The organism is Sphingobium yanoikuyae (genome assembly GCF_034424525.1).
In the GTDB taxonomy this organism is placed as follows: Bacteria; Pseudomonadota; Alphaproteobacteria; order Sphingomonadales; family Sphingomonadaceae; genus Sphingobium; species Sphingobium yanoikuyae.
The window spans coordinates 1,206,507-1,233,110 of the sequence record NZ_CP139979.1; the positions used below are offsets into that span (position 1 = coordinate 1,206,507).

The 26,604-nt window shown below is 64.5% G+C and carries 20 protein-coding genes; 11 read left to right on the plus strand and 9 right to left on the minus strand.

Annotation, left to right across the window (positions count from 1 at the left end; translation table 11 throughout):
- Positions 1–78: 78 nt before the first annotated feature.
- The gene (locus U0025_RS05625; protein ID WP_004211874.1) at positions 79–1,143 is read right to left on the minus strand and encodes a Gfo/Idh/MocA family protein; all 1,065 of its coding nucleotides are present in this window, start codon (positions 1,141–1,143) and stop codon (positions 79–81) included.
- 20 nt (positions 1,144–1,163) lie between these two features.
- Positions 1,164–1,673: a VOC family protein gene (locus U0025_RS05630; RefSeq protein WP_004211875.1), complete on the minus strand. Its 510-nt coding sequence runs from the start codon at positions 1,671–1,673 to the stop codon at positions 1,164–1,166.
- Between the two features lie 113 nt (positions 1,674–1,786).
- Between U0025_RS05630 and U0025_RS05635 the strand changes: the two genes are divergently transcribed.
- The 4 genes from U0025_RS05635 (at position 1,787) to U0025_RS05650 (ending at position 5,802) form a co-directional block, all read left to right on the plus strand.
- Entirely contained in the window at positions 1,787–2,812 is a 1,026-nt protein-coding gene (locus U0025_RS05635; RefSeq protein ID WP_080604520.1) for an oxidoreductase, read from the plus strand.
- Positions 2,813–2,886: 74 nt separating this feature from the next.
- Positions 2,887–3,408, plus strand: a complete 522-nt coding sequence (locus tag U0025_RS05640) for a sigma-70 family RNA polymerase sigma factor (RefSeq protein WP_004211878.1) — start codon at positions 2,887–2,889, stop codon at positions 3,406–3,408.
- 3 nt (positions 3,409–3,411) lie between these two features.
- Entirely contained in the window at positions 3,412–4,176 is a 765-nt protein-coding gene (locus tag U0025_RS05645; protein WP_004211880.1) for an anti-sigma factor family protein, read from the plus strand.
- Positions 4,177–5,802 (plus strand): FAD-dependent oxidoreductase, encoded by a 1,626-nt coding sequence (locus tag U0025_RS05650; RefSeq protein WP_004211882.1) that lies wholly within the window; start codon positions 4,177–4,179, stop codon positions 5,800–5,802.
- A 334-nt stretch (positions 5,803–6,136) separates the two neighbouring features.
- On the opposite strand, the gene U0025_RS05655 is transcribed toward U0025_RS05650, so the two are convergent.
- Positions 6,137–9,232, minus strand: coding sequence for a DUF4982 domain-containing protein (locus U0025_RS05655; RefSeq protein WP_004211884.1), 3,096 nt, complete (start codon positions 9,230–9,232; stop codon positions 6,137–6,139).
- A gap of 145 nt (positions 9,233–9,377) precedes the next feature.
- The gene (locus tag U0025_RS05660; protein ID WP_257011005.1) at positions 9,378–11,291 is read right to left on the minus strand and encodes a rhamnogalacturonan lyase; all 1,914 of its coding nucleotides are present in this window, start codon (positions 11,289–11,291) and stop codon (positions 9,378–9,380) included.
- Between the two features lie 199 nt (positions 11,292–11,490).
- On the opposite strand from U0025_RS05660, the gene U0025_RS05665 reads away from it, so the two are divergent.
- Positions 11,491–14,571, plus strand: a complete 3,081-nt coding sequence (locus tag U0025_RS05665; protein WP_037491327.1) for a TonB-dependent receptor — start codon at positions 11,491–11,493, stop codon at positions 14,569–14,571.
- 668 nt (positions 14,572–15,239) lie between these two features.
- On the opposite strand, the gene U0025_RS05670 is transcribed toward U0025_RS05665, so the two are convergent.
- The gene (locus tag U0025_RS05670; RefSeq protein ID WP_004211889.1) at positions 15,240–15,962 is read right to left on the minus strand and encodes a GntR family transcriptional regulator; all 723 of its coding nucleotides are present in this window, start codon (positions 15,960–15,962) and stop codon (positions 15,240–15,242) included.
- A 165-nt stretch (positions 15,963–16,127) separates the two neighbouring features.
- On the opposite strand from U0025_RS05670, the gene U0025_RS05675 reads away from it, so the two are divergent.
- From U0025_RS05675 to U0025_RS05700, 6 genes are all read left to right on the plus strand, one after another.
- On the plus strand, positions 16,128–17,615 hold the full coding sequence (locus tag U0025_RS05675; protein ID WP_004211890.1) for an aldehyde dehydrogenase family protein: 1,488 nt from the start codon (positions 16,128–16,130) through the stop codon (positions 17,613–17,615).
- Positions 17,612–18,421: a carboxymuconolactone decarboxylase family protein gene (locus U0025_RS05680; RefSeq protein WP_004211892.1), complete on the plus strand. Its 810-nt coding sequence runs from the start codon at positions 17,612–17,614 to the stop codon at positions 18,419–18,421. Before U0025_RS05675 ends, U0025_RS05680 begins: the two co-directional genes overlap by 4 nt.
- Entirely contained in the window at positions 18,418–19,173 is a 756-nt protein-coding gene (locus U0025_RS05685) for an SDR family NAD(P)-dependent oxidoreductase (protein ID WP_004211893.1), read from the plus strand. The genes U0025_RS05680 and U0025_RS05685 overlap by 4 nt, the downstream gene beginning before the upstream one ends.
- The gene (locus U0025_RS05690) at positions 19,170–19,979 is read left to right on the plus strand and encodes an NAD(P)-dependent oxidoreductase (RefSeq protein ID WP_037491328.1); all 810 of its coding nucleotides are present in this window, start codon (positions 19,170–19,172) and stop codon (positions 19,977–19,979) included. The genes U0025_RS05685 and U0025_RS05690 overlap by 4 nt, the downstream gene beginning before the upstream one ends.
- A gap of 20 nt (positions 19,980–19,999) precedes the next feature.
- Entirely contained in the window at positions 20,000–20,785 is a 786-nt protein-coding gene (locus tag U0025_RS05695; RefSeq protein ID WP_004211897.1) for an SDR family oxidoreductase, read from the plus strand.
- A 333-nt stretch (positions 20,786–21,118) separates the two neighbouring features.
- On the plus strand, positions 21,119–21,931 hold the full coding sequence (locus tag U0025_RS05700; RefSeq protein WP_004211899.1) for an SDR family NAD(P)-dependent oxidoreductase: 813 nt from the start codon (positions 21,119–21,121) through the stop codon (positions 21,929–21,931).
- Positions 21,932–22,037: 106 nt separating this feature from the next.
- Here the strand turns inward: U0025_RS05700 and U0025_RS05705 are convergent, their stop codons facing one another.
- The 4 genes from U0025_RS05705 to U0025_RS05720 all read right to left on the minus strand — a co-directional run bounded on the left by U0025_RS05705 (position 22,038) and on the right by U0025_RS05720 (position 26,542).
- On the minus strand, positions 22,038–23,105 hold the full coding sequence (locus U0025_RS05705) for an NAD(P)H-dependent amine dehydrogenase family protein (RefSeq protein ID WP_004211901.1): 1,068 nt from the start codon (positions 23,103–23,105) through the stop codon (positions 22,038–22,040).
- A 47-nt stretch (positions 23,106–23,152) separates the two neighbouring features.
- Positions 23,153–23,905, minus strand: a complete 753-nt coding sequence (locus U0025_RS05710; RefSeq protein ID WP_004211902.1) for an SDR family NAD(P)-dependent oxidoreductase — start codon at positions 23,903–23,905, stop codon at positions 23,153–23,155.
- A gap of 43 nt (positions 23,906–23,948) precedes the next feature.
- Entirely contained in the window at positions 23,949–25,499 is a 1,551-nt protein-coding gene (locus tag U0025_RS05715) for a cytochrome P450 (protein WP_004211904.1), read from the minus strand.
- A 386-nt stretch (positions 25,500–25,885) separates the two neighbouring features.
- Positions 25,886–26,542 carry a TetR/AcrR family transcriptional regulator gene (locus U0025_RS05720; RefSeq protein ID WP_004211906.1) on the minus strand — a complete coding sequence of 219 codons (657 nt, stop codon included), beginning with the start codon at positions 26,540–26,542 and terminating at the stop codon, positions 25,886–25,888.
- Positions 26,543–26,604: the final 62 nt, after the last annotated feature.

A 26,604-nucleotide genomic window follows, 5' to 3' on the forward strand; every position in this document is an offset into this window, starting at 1 on the left:
CGCCGCACTTCCCCCCGCTCGGGCGGTCTCGCAGATCGGGCCCGTCGACATCCCCCCGTCGACGGGCCTTCTCTCTTTTCAGGACAATGTGACGAGCGCGCCATCCTGCGCGGCGGACCGGCGGATGGCGTCGAGTAGCGCCATCGCCGCGACGCCGTCATGGAAGGTCGGGACCGGGACGTCATCGGGCATGGGCCGCCCTTCGACACCGGCGCGCAGGGCTTCGCACAGGCGGATGAAGGGGGCGAGTTCGAACAGCATTGCCGCCTTGCGCGGATCGTCGGCTTCGACCGGCGGCAGGTGGAGGTCGGCATCGACCGGTAGGTCGCGCACGCCATCCCGGTCGGCGATCTTCACCACCCCCTTGTCGACCCAGAGCGTGCCATGGGTGCCGGCGACGCGGCTGATATTCTCGGACGGCCCCCAGACGCCGGCGCTGTGCTGGAGCACGCCCTGTGCGCCATTCTTCATGCGGAAGCGGACGACATAGCTGTCCTCCGCCGCGTCGGCCGGGCGATCCGACACGGTGGGCAGGGTGGCGCTGAGGCTGTCGACCTCGCCCAGCCAGACGCGCAACTGGTCGACCAGATGCGAGCCATGGGCGCCGAGCCAGCCGCCGCCCGCGCCGGCATCGAACCACCAGCGCGGCATGCGGGCGGCAGGATCGGCGACGATCGGCAGGACGCTGGACAGGGTCACATAGCGCGGATCGCCGATCAGCCCGTTGGCGATGGCGCGGCCGATCATCGCGCGATCGGGCGCCCAGCGAAACTCGTTGCCGATCAGGTGCGTGACGCCCGCCTGTTCCGCCGCCGCCAGCATCGCGCGGGCCTCGGCCAGGTCGGCGGCCATCGGTTTTTCGCAAAGGATATGGCAGCCGCGCTCGATCGCGGTCAGGGCGAGCGCGGCATGGGTGGCGGGGGGCGTGGCGATCGTCACCGCGACCGCGCCGGTGCGTCCGATCGCTTCGCTGAGATCCGTGAAGATGTCAGCGATGGCGACAGCATCGGCGCGGCGGCGGGTGCGGTCGGGATCGGTGCCGACGAGGCCCGCCACCTCGAACCCGGCGGCGCGCAGTGCGGGGACATGGATGCGGCAGCCAAAGCCGGTGCCGACGACGATCGCGCGGGGGGCAGGGGGCATGGTTGGTCCTTTCGGGCGGGTCAGGTGGCGGGAACGGCGGCGAAGAAGTCGATCCCGGCTTGGGTCGGGAAAATATATTCGAGATAATGGCCAAGCTCCGGCGCATCGACGAAGCAGCTGTCCATGAAGCCTTCGTTATGGCTGACATGGGGGACGGGCAGGCCGTCGGCCTGCGCGCGGGCGAGCAGCGCCTGCCACTGCGCGGCGTCGTGGATCAGATAGCCCAGATGATGATGGCGCAGTTGGAAAGCATCGCCGGGGGCGAGCCGGTCCATGTAGATGTCCGATCCCGGCCCTGAGGCGGTGAGCAATTCATACATGACCGGACCGACCCAGGCCAGTTCGACGCGGATCTGGCCGCCGGCCGCCAGCGGTCCTTCGAGCCGGCGAAAGGCGCCGATGCCATAGCGATCGGCCAGGATCGCCTGTGCCCGGTCGATATTGTTGGTCGCATAGGCGATCTGGAAATGGTCGGCGCGCAGCACGCCCGATGCCGGGTCGACAAGCGGCGATGGTCGGCGCAACAACATGGGCGCTATCCTCTCGGCATGATCCCGTTCGCGGGATTCGGCAGGAAGATAGTATATGCTATCTTTATGGGGCAAGGCGCGTGCGCCCTGATCCGCCCCGGCGATATGGGACGATGATGATGCAGGAAATCGGCGTGGGCCTGATCGGCTATGGGCTTGGCGGGCGGGCGTTCCACGCGCCCTATGTGCTGGCGACGCCGGGCATGGCGCTGCGCGCGGTGGTCTCGCGCGATCCGGCCAAGGTCCATGCCGGCCTGCCGGGCATGCAGGTGGTGGCCGATGTCGATGCGCTGCTGGCATTGCCGGGGATCGATCTGGTCATCGTGTGCAGCCCGGACGAGCTGCATGCCGACCATGCGATCGCCGCGCTGCGGGCGGGCAAGCATGTGCTGGTGGACAAGCCCTTCGCCACAAGCCTAGCCGATGCGCGCCGGGTCGCGGCCGAGGCGGAAGGCGCGGGCAGGTTGCTGGCGATCTTCCAGAACCGGCGCTGGGACGCGGATTTCCGCACCTTGCGCCGGCTGATCGCCGAGGGGCGGTTGGGCGAGATCATCCAGTTCGAAAGCCATTTCGACCGTTGGCGACCGACCCCGGCGACGACCTGGAAGGATGCGCGGGCGGCGGGCATCTGGCAGGATCTGGGGCCGCATCTGGTCGATCAGGCGCTGTGCCTGTTCGGCAAGCCCGAAGGGGTGAGCGCGGACATTGCCGCGCTGCGCGAGGGGGCAGCGTCGCCCGACTATTTCCATGTGACGCTGCGCTATTCGCGCCATCGCGTGCTGCTGCATGCGACCAAGCAGGCGGCGGCGCATGGGTTGCGCTTCGTCGTCCATGGCACGGGCGGCAGCTGGATCAAGAATGGGACCGACGGGCAGGAGGCGGCGACGGTCGCGGGGCAGCGGCCCGAGGGGGCGGACTGGGGCGTCGATCCGCAGCCGGGCCATCTGACCGATGCGGCGGGCGATAGCCATATGGTTATGAATGAACGTGGCGATTACCGGCTGTTCTGGCAGGCGCTGGCCGATGCGATCCGGGGCGAGGGCGCCAATCCGGTGCCGGCGGACGAAGCGATCGCGGTGATGGAAATATTGGAAACAGGCCTGCGCAGCAGCGCGGAAAGGCGCGAAATCCAGCCCTGACGGGTTGAAGATACATAATTCAGAAATATTTGGGCGAAGGGGGATTAAAGCCGCCACTGAGGCGTAAGTGACGTATGAAACCCACGTCGCCCAAGGTCGTCGACCTGCTGCCTGCGCTGATGCGCTATGCCCGTCGACTGACCGGCAATGAAAGCGATGCCGAGGATCTGGTCCAGGATGCGCTGGTGCGCGCCTATGCCAATGCCGACAGCTATCAGCGCGGCCGGCCACTGCGCGTCTGGCTGTTTTCCATCCTGCACAATGTCTTCGTCAGCGGCACCCGCCGGGCGGCCGTGCGCGAACGGTTCCGCGCCGATGCCGTGGCGCAGGCCGAGCCGGTGACGGCGCCGGCACAGGAGCAGATGGTGCGGCTGCACCAGATTGAGGCGGCGCTGACCGCCCTGCCGGAGGAGCAGCAGGCCGTGCTGCATCTCGTCGCGGTCGAGGGGCTTTCCTATCAGGATGCGGCCGACGCGATCGGCATTCCCATCGGCACGCTGATTTCGCGCCTGTCCCGCGCCCGCGCTAAGCTGCGCGCACTGGAGGAGGGGGCACCCGCCGTGCGCCCCGGCCATCTGCGCATCGTGAGGGATTGAGCCATGGCGGAACTCACCATCACCGAATGCGAACTGCACGCCTATGTCGACGACCAACTCGACGCCATGGGGCGGCTGGAAGTGGCCGATTATCTGGTGCGCAATCCCGATGTCGCCGCGCGTGTGCTGGCCGACCTGTCGGTGCGCGATGCGATGCGGGCGCTGGCGGAGCGCGACGAGCAGCCTGTGCCGCAACGCCTGCACGACAGCGCCCGCAAGGTGGAGGGGGCGCTGCACCGCAGCCGCCTGTTTCGCCGGTTGAGCGGCGGGCTGGCGATGGCGGCGGGCATCGTCGCCGCGGTGGCGCTGGGCGTCGGCAAGCTGAACATGGGCGTCGCGCCGACGGCGCAGGCGATGCCGGTCTTCATCGAGGAGGCCTTGATGTCGCACAAGACCGCGCTGGTGCGGTCGCACATGAAGTCGCAGCCCGAAATCCCGCATTTCGACCCGGCCGATGTCCGGTCCGCCACCCATATCAACGTGCCGGTGCTGCCGGCCGGCTGGCGGGTGCTGGACGTGCAGCTCTTCCCGTCGGACTATGGGCCGAGCCTGCAACTGGTAATCGACGCGGGCGAAAAGGCGCCGGTGTCGCTGTTCGCGGCGCGGGCCGTCACCGGCCTGCCGGAAACGCCGCGCACCCAGGTCGTCGACGGCGAGACCATCGCCTACTGGGCCCGCAAGGGCACCGTCTATGTGCTGACCGGCGTGGAATCCCAGGATTTCCTGCAGAAGCACGCGGCCGATCTGGCCAATAATCAGGACGCATGAATGAGCATTGATCTCTCGCAACAGACCGGCGCGCTGCGCCGGCGGGCAGATGTCTGCGTCATCGGCGCGGGCGCGGCCGGCATCACCACCGCGCGCCAGCTGCTGGCGGCCGGGCATCAGGTGCTGCTGCTGGAAAGCGGCGGGCTGGACTATGAGCGGGAAACCGCCGACCTCAACGCCGGCAGGAATGTCGGCCAGGCCTATTATGATCTGGACGATGCGCGGCTGCGCTTCTTTGGCGGCACGACGGCGATCTGGGGCGGGCGCTGCGCCACGCTGGATCCGATCGACCTGCAGCGCCGCGACTGGGTGGCGGGGTCAGGCTGGCCGCTGTCCTGGGACGAACTGCAGGATTATTATGGGCAGGCGCGCGGCATTTTCGAGATTGGCGACGAGCCGGCGAGCGCCGAGGCGCTGAGCGCCCATGGCGTGCCGCTGCCCGGCTTCGACCGGTCGGAACTGCACATGCCGGTGTGGAATTTCGACCCGCGCTTCAACCGCTTCACCTTCGACGCGTGCCAGGATCTGCGCGACCATCCGCGCTGCGAGATCATCACCCATGCCAGCGTCACGCGGATCGTGACGAAGGATGGCGCGATCAGCCGGATTGAGGCGAAGGCGCTGGCCGGCGCGCATCTGCATGTCGAGGCGCGCGCCTTCGTGCTGGCGGCGGGCGGGATCGAGAATGCCCGGCTGCTGCTGGCATCGAACATCGGCAATGAGCGCGATCAGGTCGGCCGCCACTTCATGGAACATCCCCATGCGCGCGGCGGGCGGATCGTCGATGCCAAGGCTTGGCCGCTGCTCAAGGCGTTCGGCCGGCGGCACCGGATCGGCGGCCATGACATGGCGGCGCTCATCACGCCGTCTGCCGATCTGCAGCGGCGCGAGGGGCTGCTCAACAGTTCGCTGACCATCGTCGGGCGGCAACCGGCGCGGGCGTCGCAATTCTGGGGTATGCGGGCCTATGGCTCGCTCAAGCACGACATGTCGCCGACGCGCAGTGGCCGGCGGATGTGGATGATGACCAAGAAGGCGGCGACCTGGGCCCAGCGCCATGTCGATCCGCTGCGCCCCTGGCTGTTGCACAAGGCGGGCAAGCTGGAGATCGCGCTGCTGGTGCGGGCCGAACAGGCGCCCAATCCCGACAGCCGGGTGCTGCTGACCAAGGAACGCGACGCGCTGGGCGTGCCGCGCGTGGCGCTGGACTGGCGGCTGTCGGCGATCGACAAGCATAGCGTGACGGGACTGGTCGATGGCCTGGGCCGCGAACTCAAGCGGCTGGGCATGGGCCGGGTCGAGCGTGCCGATTGGCTGGACGAGCCGGGCGAGCTGTGGCGCAACGATCCGCTCATCTCCTCCCACGCGATCGGCGGCTATCATCATATGGGCACGACCCGCATGGCGACCGATCCGCGCCAGGGCGTGGTCGACGCCGATGGCCGCGTGCATGGCCAGGCCAATCTCTATGTCGTGGGGTCTTCGACCTTCCCGACATCGAGCTGGGCCAATCCGACCCTGACCATCGCTGCGCTGGCGCTGCGCACGGCGGATCGGCTGTCGGTCGCGCTCAACCGGCCAGTGGCGCAGCCGGTGCGGGTGCCGGGACTGGCGAAGGCGTCGTAGCGCTTGCTTTGAGGTTCGCCGAACGGCGGTGATGGGGGGTAACAAGACATAGCCCCTCCCTTCCAGGGAGGAGTTGGGGTGGGTTGCGAGCGTAGCGAGTTTCTGCCCTATCGACCGTAGACCGCCGCTACGCGGCGCACCCACCCCCGGCCCCTCCCTTTCAAGGGAGGGGAGTAGGGAACGTCAGCTTCTGGTTGCTTTCAAACCGTCCGAATTTGTCCGTATGACCTGATGCAGGCGCTCAGGAGGAACTTGGCCGAGAAACGGCCGGCGCGGTTTTCTCGTTTCTCGACAGTTCGAGACGAACGGATGTGGGGCGTGCGGGCTTGGGGCGTCAGTCGACCGGGCCGTGGAATTCGGCTTCGACGATGCCCAGATGCCAGCCGGGCGGGACGGCGTCGGCGCCGGTGTCGCCGGCCTGGCGGGCGCTGGCGAGTTCCACCACCTTGCCGAAGGCGTCCTTGTCCTGCACCGGGCCGGTCTGGCGGATGCGTAATGTCTGGCCGGTCGTGGCGGGGAAGCGCAGCGTGGTGTAGCCGAGCTGCCGTTCGGTCTCGCCGCGCCAGACGCTCTTGCCGTCGATCGTCAGTTCGAGCGGATAGGCGCGCGAGCGCCAGCCGACCAGTTTCAGGTCGATTTCGCTGAGGCGCACCGGCGTGGCGAAGCGATATTCGATCCAGCCATTGTCCGGCTTGCCGTCGCTCGCCCAGCGGGTGAGTTCATTGTCGTCGACGGTGGCGCCGGCATCGGCCTGTCCCGACCCGGCGCGGATGTCCTGCGCAACGAAGGTTGTGCGGTGCTGCGTGAAGCTGGGGGTGGCGGGTGTCGGCCCGCGCACCAGGCTGCCGGGCTGGAAGGCGTCGGCGAAGTCGGTCGACAGACCGCCCCTGGTGGCGGCGGGCAGCTTGGTCTGGATCGACAGGCTGGCGGCTTTGAGGCCCGGCGCGGTAGCGGTGAGCGACACCGTGCCCGCCTTGGTGCCTGCGCGGATCAGGACGCGGTTGACGCCGCCTTCCAGCGGCAGGTCGGGCGAGAGGATATAATTATCCTCCTCGCGTGCGGTGCCGGCATAGGAGGTGGTGCCGTCCGCGCCATGCGCCTTGGTCACCACCGCTTCGCCTTCGGTCTGGCCGGCGCGGACCTTGCCCTGGCTGTCGCCCTGGGCAATGCCGCCGCGCCAGAGCGCCGGCCCCTTGAGATCGAAATGGACCTTGCTGGCGTCGACCGGCACGCGGCGGCCCTGGGCATCGACCGCCTCGACATCGACCAGCGCGATGTCGGCGCCGTCCATGACGAAGCCGCGCGGCGAGACATGGGGGGTGAGTTTGAGCGCGACCGCCGGGCCGGTGGTGGCGAGGCTATATTCCGACGTCTTGCCATCGGCGTGGGTGGCGACGGCGCGCAGCGTGCCGGGCGCGAAGGCGATAGCCTTCCAGCTGAAGAGGAAACTATCGCTGCGCTGGCCCTTGCCGAGCGAGCGGCCGTTGAGGAACAGTTCGACGCTATCTCCATTGGACACGACGCTCATGTCCTTGACCGTGCCGGGCGCATAGTTCCAGTGGCCGATGATGTGGGTGGCGGGGGTGACGCTGTCGACCCAGTCGTTCCACATCACCTGATGCGCGAAAAAGCCCTGCTTGGGGATACGCACGGCGTCGACCTCGCCCGAGCGGCGATAATTATTGTCGCCGCGAAAATGGGTGTTGCTGTCCGACCAGATGATGTTGACGCCGCCCGAACTGACGCGGGTGCCGGTGCCCGGCCGCATGACATAATAGTCGTTCCAGCGCTTCACATCCTCGATGGCGTGGCTGTCCTGGTTGCGATTATAGGCGGGCGCATCCTTGTGGAAGGGCGGGGTGAAATTGTCCTGATAGGCGCGGGCGGCTTCGTCGCGGCTATATTCCATCGACCACATCGGATGCTTCGCGCTCTTGTTGATATACATCATCTCGCCGCCATATTCGGCGATGCGGCTGTCCAGCATCTCGCGCGATCCGATGGCGCGGCCGCCATGGGGATCGTATTGATCGCGGATCGCCTTCATCTCCGCCATATGCGCTTCGCTGATATTCTCGTTCCCGCTTTCGTAGAAGAGGATCGAGGGATTGTTGCGATTATAGATGATCGCGTCGCGCATCACTTCCTTGCGCTGGTCCCAGCGGCGGCCGGTGACGTCGCTTTCGGCGTCGCCCGCCGGCATCGCCTGCATCAGGCCGACGCGGTCGGCGGATTCGATGTCCTGCTTGGATGGGGTGACGTGCATCCAGCGGACGAGGTTGCCGCCGCTTTCCACCATCAGCGCGTTGGAAAAGTCGCTGATCCAGGGCGGGATGGAGGTGCCGACGGCGGGCCATTCGTTGGAGGTGCGCTGGGCATAGCCATGGACCATGATGGTGCGGCCGTTGAGGTCGACCTTGCCATCGCCGAAGCGGGTCTGGCGGAAGCCGGTCTTCGTGTCGACGCTGTCGATCACTTTGTCCTTGTCCATCAGGCTGGTCGTCACCGTGTAGAGATAGCCATAGCCCCAGCTCCAATAATGGAGGTCGGCCACCGGCGCGGCGGCGGCGAGGGCGGCGGTCTGGCCGGGCGCGATCGAGGTGGCGGCGCTGTCGAACCGGGCGATGCGGCGGCCGGCGGGATCGCGGATTTCGACGCGGAGCGACAAGGCGCGGGCGGCGGCGCTGTCGTTGCGGACCTGGCTTTCGGCATGGATGGTCGCGCGGCGGCCGGCGATGTCGAAACCGTCGGCCCAGACATATTGGCCGGTGGTACCGAGCGACGAATAGAGCGGCAGCGTCTGATAGACCGGGCCGGTCAGGTGGAGCCGGACATTCTTGGTAATGCCGCCATAATTGACGTTGAAATTGTCATTGTTCCACTGGAAGCCGCTGCCGGTGGCGCGTTCCTTATATTTCCAGTCATTGTCGACGCGCACGGCGATGACATTGTCGCCGGGCTTGAGCGCAGCCGTAAGATCGGCGCCAAAGGCCATCACGCCATGTTCGGACAGGGCAACCGAGCGGCCATTGACCCAGATCTCGGCGGCCTGGCGCACGCCTTCAAATTCCAGGAAGGCCCTGCCGCGTGTCGCATCGGCGGGAAGGCTGATATGCTTGCGATACCAGATGATGCCGGTGGACAGCGCCTTGATATCGCGGGCGAAGGCCTGCGTCTCGTTGAAAGCATTGGGCAGGGTGACGCTCTGCCAGCCCTTGTCGTCAAAGCCGGGTTGCTGTGCGCCGGCCTGATCGCCGGTGGTCATCAGCCAGCCGGGATTGAGATTATAGCTCTGGCGCGGCGAGGCGGTGACGGTGGAGGCGTCATGGGCGGCGGCGGGGAGAGCGGGCAGGAGCGGCGCCAGCGCCAGCAGGGCCAGGCCACCCCGCAACTGACGCATCCGCGCGCCGACAGCCGATTTCCGCTTCATGCCCTTGCCCTCTCCGAATATTGGTCAGGCCACTTTGGGCGATGCCGGACGAGGGGTCAATAGATATCCCTAAAAATGGATATGTGATCCATATATTGGTCAGTCAGGTGGGCGGCGTTTGTGGCGCCGCCCACCCGATCGAGAGTCAGCGTTCGCCCTGCTTGCCGGCGCCCAGATAGAAGCTGGTGTGCGGCGGCTGGTTATAGGCGGTGTTCTGCCAGGCGACGCCGAGGCGATAGACCGGATCCTGCATCAGCGTGACGAAGCGGTGCGTGGTCGGATAGGGGGTGGTGTAGATGCGCAGTTCGCGATTGTCGGCGCTGCGCCACACCACTTCCTCGCGCCAGTCGCCGATCAGGTCCGCCTGCAGCGCCGGTGTCGCCTTGGTGCCATTGTTGGACGACAGGCCCTCGGGCGAGAGCAGGGGGATTTCTCTGCCATTTTCCCAGTCCCATTTGGAAATGGTCGTCTTGTCGAGCAGTTCGCGCAGCAGGTCGCCATCCCACCAGATGGCGAAGTTCATCTGGCGCGGGCGCGGGCCGATCGGCTTGCCGGCGACGTCGAACAGTTCGGCCGAACTGGAGTTCCAGAACTCGGCGCCCCAGTGGCGCGGATCGATATCGGCGGCGACGCCGCGACCGGTGTCCTTTTCGGCCGGGGTGGACCAGAGCATCTGGCCGGTGCGCGCGTCGAGCAGGGCGGAGCCGATCATGCCATTCTGGCGCTGATCCTCGAACACGCCGAATTTTTCGAGGCCGGGACGGGCGGGGTCGAGATCGCTGACATGCATGGTGTCGCCGTGGAAGAGCGGCTGGGTCCACAGCCCCTTGCCATCGTCATCGACCGCCATCGATCCGTAGATCACCTCGTCGCGGCCGTCGCCATCGACATCGGCGACCGAAAGCTGGTGATTGCCGCGCCCGGCATAGTCGCCCTTGCCTGGCTGGCTGCTGTCGAACAGCCAGCGCTGGGTCAGCTTGCCGTCGCGCCAGTCCCAGGCGGCGATCGCGGTGCGGGCATAATAGCCGCGGCCAAAGACCATCGAGGGCAGATGCCCGTCGAGATAGGCGACGCCGGCCAGGAACCGGTCGGACCGGTTGGCATAGCCATCGCCCCAGCTTTCGGTCAGTTGCTCGGTCGTGGGATTGCCGCCGGGATAGCGCGGCGGATCATAGGGGGCGGTGGCCAGTGCCTTGCCGGTGAGGCCGTCGAAGACGGTCAGATATTCCGGCCCCTTGACGATGCGGCCCTGCATCGGCGCGACCTTGGTGCCGTCCGGCAGCACCTTGGCGCCGGTGCGGTCGCGCTGCGGCACTTCGCCATCATGGCCGCGCCAGTCGGCCTTGGCGTCGCCGATCACCGTGCCGATGCCGTCGACCGTGCCGTCGGCGGTCTTCATCGCCACTTCGGCGCGGCCGTCGCCGTCGAAGTCGAAGGCCAGGAACTGGGTATAATGGGCGCCGGCGCGGATGTTGCGGCCAAGGTCGATGCGCCACAGTCGCGTGCCGTCGAGCCGATAGGCGTCGAGCAGCACCGGTCCGCTATAGCCGCCCTGGCTGTTGTCATGGCTGTTGGTCGGATCCCATTTCAGGATGATCTCGTAACGGCCGTCGCCGTCCAGATCGGCCGCGCTGGCATCATTGGCGGTGTAGCTGAACGACTCGCCGGCCGGGGTGACGCCGTCGGCGGGGGGCGTGAGGGGGATGGAGAGATAGGATTTGTCCCACATCATGGCGGGGGAGGGGGCGCCCTTGTCGCCGATCCGCTGCACCGCATAGCGGCTGGTGGCGCTGCCTTTCCTGTCGACGAAGGCAGTGGCTTCGCCGACGCGGCTGTCATGGATCGGCTTGCCATCGCGCAGCAGACGGAAGCGAATGGTGGCGGGATCATCGGCCAGTAGACGCCATGTAATGAGCATGCCGCCGCCCTGCGCTGGTAGCGCTACCGCACCGCGATCAAGTCGTTCGGCCGCTATTCGGGCGGTGGGGCCAGTTGCCAATGCCATGGTCGAAGTCGCCAGCCCGAGCATCATGGTAAAGGCCCGAATAGTGGTGCGCATTTGCATCAATCTCCCCTCCGGATCACTACTGATCCAAATATTAGAATTGCATCCCACATATAGGTTCAGTAACTCTCCGTCTAGAAACTGATTCGACGACCGTGGGGAAACGGAGTCGGTCATGGGGTGTCTGGGAGAGAGGGGATCGGCTATGCGCGAGCATACCACTGAAAGTGCACGCAATTTTTCAAACATCGCAATGGTTCGCCGGACGCTGAAGGGCGCCTCTGCCCTGACCATGGCGGGCATCATGCTGATGTCGGATTCGGCCATTGCTCAGACAAATGATGAAGGCAAAAAGAAGGAAGGCGCCGTTTCGGCCGCCGATATCGTTGTCGTCGGTACCCGCGCCTCGCTCCAGTCGGCCATCAATCGCAAGAAGATCGCCAACACCGTCGTCGACTCGATCGTCGCCGACGACATTGCCAGCTTCCCCGACAAGAATATCGGTGACTCGCTCGCCCGCATCACCGGCGTCCAGTTGAGCCGCGACTTTGGCGAAGGCACGCAGATCTCGATCCGCGGTGTCGAGCCCGATCTCAACCGCGTCGAGATCAACGGCGTCAGCCAGGTCAGCGCCACCGGCACCCGCGCTGGCGACTTCCGTGAAATCGCGGCCGAACTGGTCAAGTCGATCGACGTCTACAAGGGCTATGCCGTCGACCTGACCGAAGGCGGCATTGGCGGCACCGTGCGCGTCGAAACGCGCAAGCCGCTGGAACTGAAGGATCCGCTCTTTTCGCTGACGGCGGCGGGGCAGAATCAGGAACTGACCGAAACCTGGAAGCCGCGCCTGACCTTCTTTGCCGGCGCGCCCAAATTCCTGATCGATGGCCTGGGTATCCTGGTCAACGCCACCTATAGCGACGTCGACACGCGCCAGGATTATATCAGCAATACCAACTGGTCGCGCCTCGCTGATTTCGATCATTCGACCGAAAAGACGGTCGCCGATCCGCTTTATGCCAATTACAACACATATGAGAGCTGCGCCGGCGTCGGCGGCACCTCGACGGCCAACGCGACCGCACGCCGACTGGCCTGCGAAACCCAGTTCTTCGACTGGGCGCCGACCGTGCCGCGCTATCGCCAGTGGGTCCGCAACGACAAGCGCATTTCGGGCGATGTGACGCTGCAGTATCAGGTTGCTCCCAGTTTCCGGGCCTATGCCAATGCGCAGATCAACCTGCGCAACCAGCGTCTTCAGGACACCAATTATTCGATCGACCTGGGTCGTATCGAGCGCTTCAATCTCGATCCCGCTCTGGCGGCTGGCACCAATGGCGGTACGTCGCGCCCGCGCGTGCAACTGGGCACGTCGACGGTGAATGAAAATCATGTCGTCACCAGCCTGACCACGGCGGTCAATGCGGTGAATGTCGGCACGGCTGCGGCTCCCAACTGGAATGGCGCGGCCAATATCGTCGGCGTCCAGCGCCGCGACTTCAGCTATGACCAGAACAGCAAATATTTCTCGGGTGGCTTCACCTGGGACGTGGGCAGCCGGCTGAAGATCGACGCGATGGGGTCGCATGCGACCGCGCATACCGAGCAGGAAACCAACCTGATCTCGATCGGCACCAGCGTTGCTGGCATCAGCATCGACCGCAGCAATGATCAGGGGGTGCCGGTCTTCACCTTCCCGTCAAGCTTCGATCCGGCGGATCCCAACGTCTATACCGATTATTCGCGTGTGGGCGCCAATGGCCAGCCGCTGCCCGTTTATGGGCCGGCGCTGCAATATCGTCCGGGCCAGCTGAACAACACCGAAGACCAGCTGAAGTTCGATGCGGATTGGGAAATCGACCATCCGATCGTCAGCAAGATCGAGTTCGGTGGCCAGTGGCGCCGGCAAAAGTTCCTCAACTATGCTGGCGGCGGCTCGCGCCTGCTCGATCCTACGACGATGACCTATCAGTCGAGCGCCAACGTGTCCTACACGACCAATATCGTCGAGAACCCGACGCAGACCCGCAACGGCAATACCTGGTACATGACCCCCGCCCAATATCAGGCGATGGTGAGCGCGCTGGGTGGCGTTACCGGCGGCGCACCGCTCTTTTCGGGCCTGAAGGGCGCGCCTTCGGGCATTCCGAGCGCGATCGCCTTCCCGAATTTCGATGCCAGCGTGCTGTCGCAATTCTATGACCTGTCGGGCTTCGACCAGGATCTGGTGCTGGAGGCCAATGGCCTGCCGCAGATTCCGAGCGCGCGCATCGACGAGAAAATCTATGCCGGCTATGTCATGGCCGATATTGATACCGAGATCTTCGGTATGCGCCTTACCGGCAATGCAGGCCTGCGCTGGACCCATACCAAGGATACCGGCGTCGGTACGAACATCAGCCGCGTGACGCGGGTCAATGCGACCGGCGGCACCGAAACGGTGACGATTGCTGCGCAGGAAGCCCTGATTTCCAACAGCTACACGGATTTCCTGCCGGCGTTCAACGCGAACCTGGAACTGACCCGCGACCTGTTCCTGCGCGCCAACTGGGCCAAGAACCTGGCCCGTCCCAAGCCGGCCGACCTGGTGCCGAACATCAACTGTCTGGATGACCAGACCCTCATCGGGACCGATGATGTCTGCACCGCCGGCAACCCGGACCTCAAGCCCTATCGCGCTGACCAGTGGGAAGCCAACCTGGCCTGGTATCCCAATGCCGACACGATGCTGAGCCTTGGCTATTACAAGAAATATGAGTCGAGCTTCGTCATTCCCAACGTGACGCGCAGCGGTGTCGACCTGTTCCATGACGGCACCAGCTATACCGTGCGTCAGCCGGTCAACGGCTATGGCGCGCTGCTCGACGGTATCGAGGCGAGCGCCCAGACCGCCTTCACCTTCCTGCCCAAGCCGTTCGACGGGTTCGGTGCCAGCGGCAACTTCACCTATGCCCGCGCCATCCGCACCAATCTGACCAACAGCGCGACCGGTGCGGAGCTGAAGGAATATCCCGGCCTTTCCAAATATACCTACAATGCCAGCTTCTTCTACGACAAGGACTGGCTGAACTTCCGGGTGAGCTACAATTATCGGTCCAAGTGGCTGGATACGGTGATCAGCGCGACCAATGGCAACAACCCGCTCTATCGCAAGGGCGAAGGCTATCTGGACGGCAAGATCACGCTGCGCTTCCCGGAATATCATTTCAGCGTCTTCCTGGAGGGGCAGAACCTCAACAAGGAATATTCCAAGGTCTATATCAACAAGGATATGCCGGTGGATCTCTATTATCCTGGCCGTCGCTTCTTCGTCGGTATCCAGGGCAAGTTCTGATCCCATTCCCTTGGGGGAGGGCAAAGACGCGGTTCCGGGCATGTTCCGGGGCCGCGTTTTCTTTTGCGGGTGGGCGCGACGGGCTAGGTCGGGTCATGGAAAGGTGACGCGCCCGCCTTTCGAAAACCGCGGTGTGCGCCCCGGATCTTGGCAGCGAGCGCGTCGCCCGCTCGATATCATCCGGACCCGTCCTGTCCTGTCGTTTGTCGGCGCGACAGTTGTGCGCCGTGCGCAGAAATGGCGTGGATGCGCGCGCTCGATCGGCAAGGTTGCGCCGGGATCGGTTTCTATCGCGATGTCTGGGGTGGTGAGTCCAGCTGGGTTCGAACCAGCGACCTACTGATTAAAAGTGTCAAAGTTGTGGCGCATTGTTGCTTAATATCAGGTACTTAGCTGCACTCTTGCATGGTCTAAGCCTCAATGCGTCACAATTAGCTCAGGCGTTATCCAAGTGCGCACTGCGCGAATCAGGACACAGTGTGTTGACTGCTGTCGAAAATCGATTTCGGTGTGCCGGTGATCTCATTAACAATTCCCCCTGGTCGAATACGCCTTGGCTTTGACGAGCGGGTGAGGATGACGCGGATCAGGGCGTGCCGGCGAGCTGATGGCGCTCTTGAGGATTCGATCGGACGCCTGGAGCGCTGTTGGCTAATTTCTTTCCGTTCCTAATCGCGATCGAACCGGAACGGGATGCTGAGAACCTGCCGGTTCTGCCGGTCAGCCTCGAAATGCGCCAGCGCAGGGTCCTGGCTGGCAATCGCGTCGATGATACGCAGGCGGCCCTCGCGCCAGATCGAGAGATTGAATGTACCTGTTGCAGCATCGTCCCGTTCGGCATCGCGCGCGCTTCCGAGCGCGACGCGTGTCAGCAATTCGAACAGCGGCTGGTTCACCATCTGGAATAATATCTCCTGCAACCGGCTTTCTAGGTCGCCCAGATCGTCCATGCTGAAGCATCGCGCGATCCGTGTGCGCAGCTGCTGCAACTGGCTGTGCAACACCTCATCATGAGAGCGGGCCGCAGCGGCGCAGAGCCGGTTGAACAGCAGCGAGGTTATGTCGAGTATCTCGCGCCAGGAGCCAGGCGCGCCGCACAGATAGGCGCCCAGCATCCGTTCCATGTCGGCCATTTGCGGCCGCTTGCCATAATAGCCGCCGCCAGGACCGCGCCTGACCTCCAGCAAGCCTTCATGCTCGAGGATGCGCGCTGCTTGCTGGATCGTGACAATCCCCACTTCGAGGTCGCGGGCAAGCTCGGGTAGCGAGCCGATCTGCTCGCCCGCCGGGCTGGCGAGAATGCGCTGTCGCAGGGCGCTGGTCGTCTTCTGGACGAGCTGGCTCCTGCCAATGGTGGGCTTGGTGGCAATCGGCTCGGGAAAATTCTGCATCATGTCCTGTAAATGGGCATGTTGGAGTATATTTCGCAAGGGCGATATCCGCAATCATCGCCTTGATGATGCAATAATGTGCATATTAATCTCTGCTCACAGAATCGCCGGCGAATGGTCGAGCGGCACCAGGCAGGGCTATTCCTGCCGCGAGAGGAGAGAGCCATGGCGTTCAGGGATCCCGTGATCGACGCATTGCCGCGTCACCCCATCATCATCGGCGGGCAGCGCCAAGTGCCGACCGGCCCGGCGCGCCACGCCCATGTCTATCCCGGCACCGGCAAGGTGACGCAGCAACTGGCGTTAGCAGATGCAGAGGATGTCGACCGGGCCACGGCCGCCGCGCGCAAGGCTTTCCCCGCATGGCGTGCGATGCCCGGCGACAAGAGGCGCGACCTCATGTTCCGCATCGCCGCGCTGCTGGAGGCGAAGTCGGCGGATTTCGCGCCGAGCCTGATCGCCGAAAATGGATCGGTGGCGATGGTGGCACCCTATATGGGCTATGATGCCGCCCAGAAATTCCGCTATTTCGGCGGCTGGTGCGACAAGCTGCACGGGCGCACCATCCCGATGTGGGGCGCCCCTGCCCATGATTATGTCAGCTATGATCCTTATGGTGTGATCGGCATCATCGTGCCGTGGAACGGACCGCTGTTCGCTGCGACCATGGTGCTGGCGCCGGTGCTGGCAGCGGGCAATTGCGTGGTGATCAAGGCACCGGAACTTGCCCCCTACAGCGTCATGCAACTGGTCGAATTGCTGCATGAGGCGGGCCTGCCCGATGGCGTCGTCAACCTGGTCACGGGCGGCGCCGATGTCGGGGCGGCGATGGTCAGCCATCCCGGCATCGACAAGATCGAATTCATCGGATCGGGCGCGACCGCGCGCCAGGTGCTGGCCAATGCGGCCCAGTCGCTCAAGCCCGTCGGCCTGGAACTGGGCGGCAAGTCGGCCGTGGTCGTGTTCGATGATGCCGACCTGATGCTCGCCGCGAAGAAGGGGCTGACCGGGGCGATTTCCTCCAATGGGCAGGGCTGCATCAACGGCACGCGGCTGCTGGTCCAGCGCGGCATTTACGACCGCTATCTCGACCTGATCGGGGCGATGGCGGGCCATGTCCAGTCGGGCGACCCGTTCGATCCCGCAACGGTGCTGGGGCCGGTGATCAGCCAGAATGCGCTCGACCGGATCAGCGGCATGGTGGCGCGCGGCGTCGCCGATGGCGGCCGCATCATCGCGGGCGGCCAGCGGCTGGACGGCGATTTTGCCGATGGCTTCTACCTGCCGGTGACGATCCTGGCGGACGTGCCGGACCAGTGCGAGATCGCCCAGAATGAGGTGTTCGGCCCTGTCCTGGTTGTGACGCCGTTCGATGATGAGGAAGAGGCGATCGCACTGGCCAACGGCACCGACTATGGTCTGGGCGCTTATGTCCACACGCAGAATTTGCGCCGCGCCCATCATCTGGCGCGTGAGCTGCAGGCCGGCATGATCCATGTGAACGGTTCGGGTGAGGCGATGCAGCCCAATTGCCCGTTCGGCGGCTTCAAGAAGAGCGGCCATGGCCGGCTGGGCGGGGTCGAGGGGCTGCATGAGTTTCTCCAGCCCAAGAATGTCTGGATGAGCATGGCCGCGCCGGAGGGCGGGCAATGAGCCTGTGTGATCCCGCAGCGCGCAGCGCGTTGGGCAGCAGCCTTCAGGCCGAACTGACCGGGCGGGATGGCGCTGCGCCGCGATCGCCGGTGGCGGAAAGCTGGCGCGATTTCATCTATGCCGAAATCTGGTCGCGGCCGGGGCTCGATCGACGCGCGCGCTTCCTGATCGCGCTGGCTTCGGCGGCCGGCGCCGATGCGCCCGCCGACCGGCTGGACGGCTATGTCCGTGGGGCACTGGCGACCGGCGCGCTGACCCAGGCCGAATTGCGCGAGGCGGCGCTGCATGTCGCGGTCTATTCCGGCTGGGATAAAGGGGGCGCGATCGATGCGGCGATCGATCGGGTCGAGGCAGAGCAGGGGCTGGCGCCGGTTCTGCTGGCGCCAATCCGGGCCGAACCCTGGGATGCGCAGCAGCGCATGGAGCAGGGCTTTGCTGAATTTCGTGCGGTGATGACTTTTGACGGCCCGCGCGTCGGCAATGGCCTCCCCTATCTGCAGGATGGCATATTGAACTTCGTGTTCGGCGAAATGTGGTGCCGGCCAGGCATCGATCAGCGGTCGCGCCGCTTCCTCACGCTGGTGGGCGTCGCAGATTCCGCGGCCACCGTGCCGATCGCCAGCCATTTCCACGCAGCCATGGCGAGCGGCAATTGCACCGCCGCCGAACTCAACGAATTCGTCCTCCAATATGCGGTCCATGCCGGCTGGCCCAAGGCGTCGGTGATCCAGGGCGTGGTGCTGGAAATGGCCGGGAAGGTCGCCAAGGGCCTGGCCTGGAACGAAAAAGAGGGGGGCAAGCAATGAGCATCGCGATCGACATGCACGGCAAGGTGGCGCTGGTGACCGGGGCAGCTTCGGGCCTTGGCCGCGCGACGGCGGTGAAGCTGGCCCAGGCCGGAGCAGGGCTGTGGCTGGTGGACGTCAATGCGGAAGGGGTGGCCGAAACCCTGAGCCTGCTCCCTGAGGGCGAGCATCAGACGGCGGTTGTCGATCTGGCCGATGCTGACGCTTGCCATGCTGCGGTAGATGCCGCCGTCACCCATTTCGGCCAGCTCGATGCGCTATGCAATGTCGCCGGCCTTATCTATCTCGCCAATTCGCCCGACATGTCCCGGCTGCTGTGGGACAAGACGCTGGCAGTCAACCTGACCGCGCCCTTCCTGTTGTCGCAGGCGGCAATCCCGCATCTGCTGAAGGTGAATGGCGCGATCGTGAATGTCGTCTCCTCGGCCGCCTTCATCGGCGAGGCCTATGCCGCCGCTTATTGCGCGTCGAAAGCCGGCCTCCTCAATCTCACCAAGGCGATAGCGATGGAGTATCAGAAGCATCCGATCCGCATCAACGCCGTCGCGCCTGGTGGGATGATCACCAACATCGCCACCAATTTCCGGCCGCCCGAAGGCTGCGACTTTGAACTGCTCAAGCGCTTTTCCGGGATGCGCGGGACGGTCGAGGTAGAGGATGTCGCCGACATGGTCGCGCTGCTCGCCTCGCCGGCCGGGCGTGGCTATCATGGCAATTGCATCTCGATCGATGCCGGGATCACCGCAGGATGAGCGGGATGGAACGGATCGGCTTCATCGGCCTTGGCAGCCAGGGTGGCCCGATGGCCGAACGGATCGCTGCCGCCGGCTATCCGCTCATGCTTTGGGCTCGACGCGCGGATGCGCTGGCGCCCTTCCTCGAAAAGGGCGCCACAGCAGCGCCGGACATCGCGACATTGGGAGCGACCTGCGATCATGTCGGCATCTGCGTCGTCGATGATGCCGGCGTGGCGGAAATCGTCGATCAATTATTGCCGGCGATGCGATCGGGTAGCCGGATCGTCATCCATTCGACGATATTGCCCGAACATTGCGTGGCGCTGGCCGAACGATGCGCGGAACGGGGCATCGCCTTCCTCGATGCGCCGGTCAGCGGCGGTGGCCCCGCTGCCGCGGCCGGCACCTTGACCGTAATGTGCGGTGGAGCGGTCGATGTTTTCGAGGCCGCCCGGCCGGTGCTGGAAAGCTTTGGTGGCCTGATCGTGCGGATGGGCGAAGTCGGTGCCGGGCAGCGCGCCAAGATCGTCAACAATGCGCTGATGGCGGCCAATATGGGGCTGGCCCATGCCGCGATGGAGGCGGGCAGGGCGCTGGACCTGGATGGGGCAGCCCTGTGCGGCCTCATCAAGGCGAGCAGCGGCCGCAGCTTCGGTTTCGAGGTTTATGCCCGCCTGCCGACGCCCGGCGCCTTTGCCCATGGCGCGCCGCTGCTGCGCAAGGATGTCGGGCTGCTGATGACCAGCCTGCCCGATGATGCCGGTGCCGAAGCCCTGTCCCGCGCCGCGATGCCCTTCCTATCCGCCGCCTGCGGCGACTGACCTTTTCAGGAGATCCAATCATGTCCTTCACCCTCGACCAGTTCCGCCTCGACGGCAAAGTCGCGATCGTCACGGGTGCCGGCGGGCGCGGCAACTCCATCGGCCGGGCCTATGCCCTGGGGCTGGCGGCGGCTGGCGCGGCTGTCGTCGTCGCCGACCTCAATGGCGAAGGCGCGCAGGCGGTGGCCGACGAGATCGTCGCCGGTGGCGGACGCGCCATTGCCGTCCAGGTCGATGTGGCTGACGAGGCATCGACGCTGGCCATGGCGACGGCGGCCAGTGATGCCTTTGGTGGTGTCGATATCCTCATCAACAATGCCGCGCTGATGGTCGACATCAGTTACGACAATATCGAAGCCGTCAGCCTCAACGCCTGGAACCGGGCCTTTGCCGTCAATTTGAACGGCGCGCTGCTGTGTGCCCGCGCGGTGATCCCTTCGATGCGGGCGCGCGGTGGCGGACGGATCATCAACCAGACGTCGGGCGGGGCCTTCCCCGCAACCGGCCTCTACGGCATTTCCAAGCTGGCGCTGGTTGGCCTCACCACCACGCTTGCCAAGCAGTTGGGCAAGGACAATATCACCTGCAACGCGATCGCGCCGGGCAATGTCACGTCGGATGCCGGCAAGATGCTGGTGCCCGACGATTCCCCGTTCATCCAGTTCCTGCAGATGAGTTGCGCCCTGCGCCCGCGCGGCGAGCCCGACGAACTGGTCGGCACGGCGCTGCTGCTCTGCTCGGATGCTGGGCGCTGGATCACTGGCCAGACGATCCATGTCGATGGCGGCTGGGTGCTGCGTCCCTAAACAGGTCAAGTCGCGAATGCATCGCGCGCCCGATCGGCCCGTGCTTGGGCAGGCAAAGGCAGGCGGCGCTCCGGGCGCGCCTGCCTTTGTTGCGTGATCGACATGCGAACATCCCTCTTGACTGACCTCGCTGCAATCGAGCCGGTTCTATGCCCAGGAGGAGAAAGATGGTCGTCATTCAGCCTGTCCGGGAGACGCTTGACCTGTTGGCGCAATACCATCTATGCGATTGTGTGTCGCATAGATGGTATTGCGCGCCGGAGCGACGTGCGAACCGGATATGGCGGCTGCACATCATGCGGCCAGGAGCCGCACCATGAGAGGATAATGAAAATGGCAATACCCGACCTGTCTTCGCTGCCCCTGGCCAGCCTCTATTCGCTCGCCGGACGATCGGCGGTGGTGACTGGCGCGGCATGGGGGCTGGGCAAGGCCACGGCGCGTCGCCTGGCCGAAGCGGGGGCCTCTGTGCTGATTGCCGATATCGATGCTGAGGCGGCTGCGGCGACTGCGGCGGAACTGGCAGAGACGTTTGGCGTGACCGTCCTCTCTGTGCGCATGGATGCAAGCGATCCGGCCGCCATTTCGGCAACGGCCGATCTGGCCGTCTCTTCGTTCGGCAAGATCGACATCTGGGTCAATAATGCGGGCATTCCCTCTTTCGTGCCCTTGCTCGATCTGGACGATGCGGCATTTGACGAGGTCATCGCGGTGAACCTGCGCGGAAGCTTCGTGGGCGCCAGGGAAGCGGCCCGCCGTATGATCGAGGCAGGCCAGGGCGGCGTGATCGTCAATGTCGCGTCGCTGGCGGGAGTCATGGGCATCTCGCAGGGCCAGGCAGCCTATTGCGCCTCCAAGCACGGCGTTGTCGGGCTGACCCGCCAGCTGTCGATCGAGCTGGCACCCGAGGGAATTCGCGTGCTTGGCGTCGCGCCAGGTTTCTCGCTCACGGAAAAGACCATGTTCCTGGCCGAACTCGACGACGAGGCGCTCAGCCAGATCCCAATTCCCGGCATCGGCGGCAGCCGCTTGGGACGCGTGGGGGTGTCCGATGACATTGCGCGGGCGATCCTGTTCTGCGCCTCGGACATGGCCCTGTTCATGACCGGAAGCACCTTGTTGCTGGATGGCGGTGTGGCGGCTTGAAGCCCGAGCCGGGCGAACAGGTACTGGCCTTCGGGCCGGGGCCTGCCCGGCCGGCCAGGATAGACGCAGGCAATCTGTGCCTGATGGCAGCCCGGCCCACCTCAGGTCAGGCCAGATGGGCGATCACCTGCGGTAATTCGGCCGTCGTGAGAATGCCGGCACGCGCCGCCACGATCGCCTCGATCGCGTTTACGGGGCGATGGGCGGTGAGATTGGGCAGAATATCTGCCCGTTGTTCAGGCGCGATCGGAAAGCGTATGCTGACCTCGAGCGGCGTGTCACCATCGACGGTGATATGCCAGCCATCGGCACGGATCGGCCAGGGCGGATCCAGCGCGTCGGTCACGAACCAGGTGCATCGGAAGCCCATGACCGGATTCCCGTCGCGATAGCCCGTCGTGACCATTCTCTGTCCGGCGACGGAACCTGCCGGAATGACGGAGCGGTGAAGAGGAGTGGCCTCCCGGGCCAGGGCGATCTCGCTGACCGTTTCGAAATGATCGATCGCAATGCCAAGCCCCTGGCCCAGGGCTGCGAGCGAGTGGCCGAACACTTGGTCCCGTTCGGGAAAAGTGCGTGCCTGGAAATCCTGCGGGGCCGCGCCAAAGCCCATGATGTCGACCAGCATCTCCTCCGAGCAGCCGTCGATGCAGTTGGCAAATTCCTCGATCATGAGCAGATCAAGCCGGCGGCTCAAGGAAAGCAGAACAAGGGGCAGCGCCTCGGTGATGAAGCCAGGGCTGCTGCCGCTGCTGTGGATGCTGCTGTTTCCCCTGGCGCACGCCGCTTCGAGGCGTTGGCGAAGAGGGGCGGGGATAGTGTCCGGATTGAAGAATTCGGCGCGCGTGGAGGAAATGCTGATGCCATTTTCAAGCAGTGTGCAGACATCGTCCCAGTCGGTACTCTCGGGCATGTAGAGCACGCAGTCAGGCTTGAGCGCCAATATGGCCGACAGGTCGGAAGTGGCGAGAACGCCCGTGTCGGGGCGACCGCATAGCGCGCCCGCGTCACGCCCCTCCTTTTCGGCCGCATAGACCTTCACTCCGACCAGATCGAGGCGGGGATGATCGAGGACAGCACGCATGGCGGCCTTGCCGACCGTCCCGCTCGCCCACTGCACGACACGGATGGGCTTAATTGCATCTTGCCCGTCTCTGGCCGCGATGTCGCGCATGTCCCTCTCCTCGACCTATGCTAACTGAGAATGGCCGGACGGGCCGGTCAGCCGATGAACATGCCGCCATTGACCGCCAGCACCTGCCCGGTCACATAGCTGGCTCCATCCGACGCCAGATATTCACAGGCCGCTGCGATATCGTCGGGGGTTCCCGGACGCGGGATCGGAATATGCTGGGCGATGATCTCGAGCGGCGGAAATGTTCCAGCAGCAATGCCCTGATCGGCCATGGGCGTTGCGACCACCGAGGGAGGTATGGTGTTGACCGTGATGCCGTGGGCCGCGAGTTCCCGGGCAAGCGACCGGGTGAGACCGATGACCCCGCTCTTGGCCGCAGCATAATGGGCCCGGTCCATGGCGCCCGACTGGGCGGCCTGGGACGAGATGGTTATGATCCGGCCCCAGCCGGCCTGCCGCATGTCCGGCAGCGCGGCCTGGACAGTGTGGAAGACGCCGGTCAGGTTGATGTCGATCATCCGCTGCCAGATGTCGACCGTGATATCATCAAAGCCTATGCTTTCGGAGATGCCGGCATTGGCGACGACGATGGCGATGGGGCCAAGCTCCGCGCGGACCTTCGCATAGGCATCATCGATGCTGGTGCGATCGGCGACGTTGACGACGAGGGGCAATATGATGGCACCTTGGCCACGCAGGACGGCGGCTTCCTTTTCAAGAAGCGCCTCCTGAACGTCGAGCATGGCGACGCGGTGCCCTTGTTGCACGAACCGCTTCACGATTCCGAGACCTATGCCCGATGCGCCGCCCGTGACGACGACAACCTTGCTGCTGCTCATCTTCCTCTCCCTTGAACCGGATTATTCTATTGTGCTGCAGCCCTCAGATCGCCGCGAGATCTGCGTCGACGGCATCAAGCGCGGCGTCGCTGAACTGGCCCGGGGCAAATTTCTGAACCGAACGCAGCGTCATCCCCTTGGCCATGGCGAGCCTTTTGTCCTGGCTCATGCCCGGAAAATGGCGGTCGAGCACCGCGAGCGTCATGGGGTTGGCGAGCAGTTCGCCGATCCTGGTCTTGGCCGTCGAATAGTCGCTCGCCGTCTTTTCCTGGGGCTTGACGGCTGGTTCGGCTGACGCAGGCGTCAGATCGACTCCGGCCGCCGGGCTGAGCTTAACATGCAGTTCCGACAGGCCGCGAATGATGAAGCTGGGCTCGAAGTCGAGGACGCGATCGCCACGCGGGCCATGGACCGCTTCATCGAGGTCGATATTGGAGGTATAGGCCAGCATCTTTTCAAGGATGATCCGCACTTCGACGCGCGCGAGCGGGGCACCCGCGCAGACATGCTTGCCCCGGCCAAAGGCGACATGCTCCTTGATTTTGGGCCGATCGAGTTCGAACGCGCCCGGATTGTCCCAGCGTGCCGGGTCGCGGTTGGCAGCGGCGAGTGCAACCAGGATCCTGGTGCCGGCCGGGACGGGGAGGTCACCGATCTTCGTGTCCCGGCGCGCAAGGCGCGCGGTCTGCTTGGTCGATCCTTCCAGGCGCAGCACTTCCTCCAGCAACTGGGGAATGAGCGAGGGGTCTGCCCGCAGGCGATCTTGGAGCCCAGGCTGATCGGTGATGAAGCGGATCGAATTTCCCAGCAGCTTGGCGCTGGTGTCCTGGCCCGCTCCAAAGAGGAACGTCGCCATCTTCACCAGCTCGATCGTGTCCGGCACGCTGCCGTCTGGGAAGGTGGAACGAGCAAATTCGGTGAGAATGTCGTCCTGCGGATTGTCCCGGCGGTCCTGGATGTAATTGGCGAAATAGCCGCCCATGACGACCAAGGGATGATCCGGCGAGCTATAGTCATTCTCCCCCGTGTCGAGGCTCCCGGGCGGAGGTGCGGCCTCGATCACGTCCATGAACATCTGGCGGTCGGCAGCAGGCACTCCCAGCAGATCGGCGATCACCAGGGTCACGAACGGGGTCGCGACCTCCTTGATCAGTTCGCACCCGCCCTTGGCGGTGATCGTCCGGGCGATTTCGTCCGAATAGGACTGGATAAAGGCTTCATTGGCCTTGAGACGCGAGGGTGTGAACAGCTTGTTGAGCAGCGAGCGCATCCGGGTGTGCAGGTCATCGTCATAATTGACGAGCAGGTCTCCGCCCAAGATCTGGTCGCGATGCGCCTCGATCTGCGCCGTGATGTCCGACCCCTGCGGCTCGAAGGGAAGCGGCGCGGAGGCGCCCTGGAGACCGATGATCGCGGAGAAATCGGCATTGTTCTTGAGCACTTCGAGCGCTTCGTCAAAGCCGGTGACGATCAGATAATCCCTGCCGGGCGGCTGGTAGACCGGGCCATGGGCGCGCACCGCCTCGAAAAAGGAATAAGGATCCTTGAGGATCTCGTGATCGGTAAAATAGTCGCGCTCTTCCAGTGCCGTCATGTGCCCACTCCCTGTTTCGCCCTTGGTGGCGAATCTATGCGATTGATTGTCGCATAAGTTCGTCCGTCCGTGTCGTCAAGCTGCTCACATCCACGCGTTTCCGCACCTCGTTCATTATGGCCGCCTTGGAATGGCCCGCAATAGAAGCCGGATTGACGAGATGATATCTATGCGATTATGAGTCGCATAGATTGTCGATTGGCTGGTTTCCCGGTTTGGAAATGGCCGGTCTTCCGCCTCCAAGGTCATGGATTTTGCGTGCAGCCTTCCCAAAAGTGCGCGCAGGACTGCGGCGCGCCCATTCTCTCCGGGCGCGCCGTTTTTTTATCCATCGAGGTTAGGCCACGGGCAGGGCGATCGAAAAAAAGCTGCTTGGACCTTATCTCTCAGCGCGGCCCGGGCCGGGGTGCGATAACCGCGGACTCCACAAGTTCGTCCAGCATCACCGCTATCTGGTCAGAGGAATAGGCGGCTTCCTCCTGCGTCAGCCACCAGGAGAGTGTCTCGACGATGAGTGTCGTGCTGCAGATGATCGAAAGCTCCTGAGGCAGCCAACTGCGATACTCCTGAAACAGGCCTGCCAGATTCTTGGAGAGGCGCATAAGTTCCTCGCGCATGGCGCCACCCGCACCGCCCGTCAGCAATGCTCTCCACAAACCGCGGTGAGAATGCACATAGTCGCACAAGGCGCGATAGCCTTCCAATCTGTGGCCAGCAGGGAGGGAGAAGGCGACGAGGCGATCGATCTCTTCCTTGGCGACATGATCGAGCATGCCTTCCTTGTCGTTGTGATGGCGAAAGAATGTCGCATAATGGACATGGGCGGTTTCGCAGATTTCCCGGATCGTGATTTGGTCGAATGATTTGACCGCCAGCAACTGCAGCAGAGCCTGGCGCAACGCCTGAGCGCTGCGTACCTGTCGCGGATCGGTGCGGCTTGACGAGCGCCTGCCTTGAAAACTATGCGACTCTGTGTCGCTTAGTTTGCGCGATCGTGAGTCGCTTGCCGCGGGGCTTTCCTGAAGGGTCTTCTTGCCTGCCACGAAACTGCCTCCTGCATCCGACGATCTTTTTTGAAGGAACAGTTCTGCCCGTCCGTCAATCA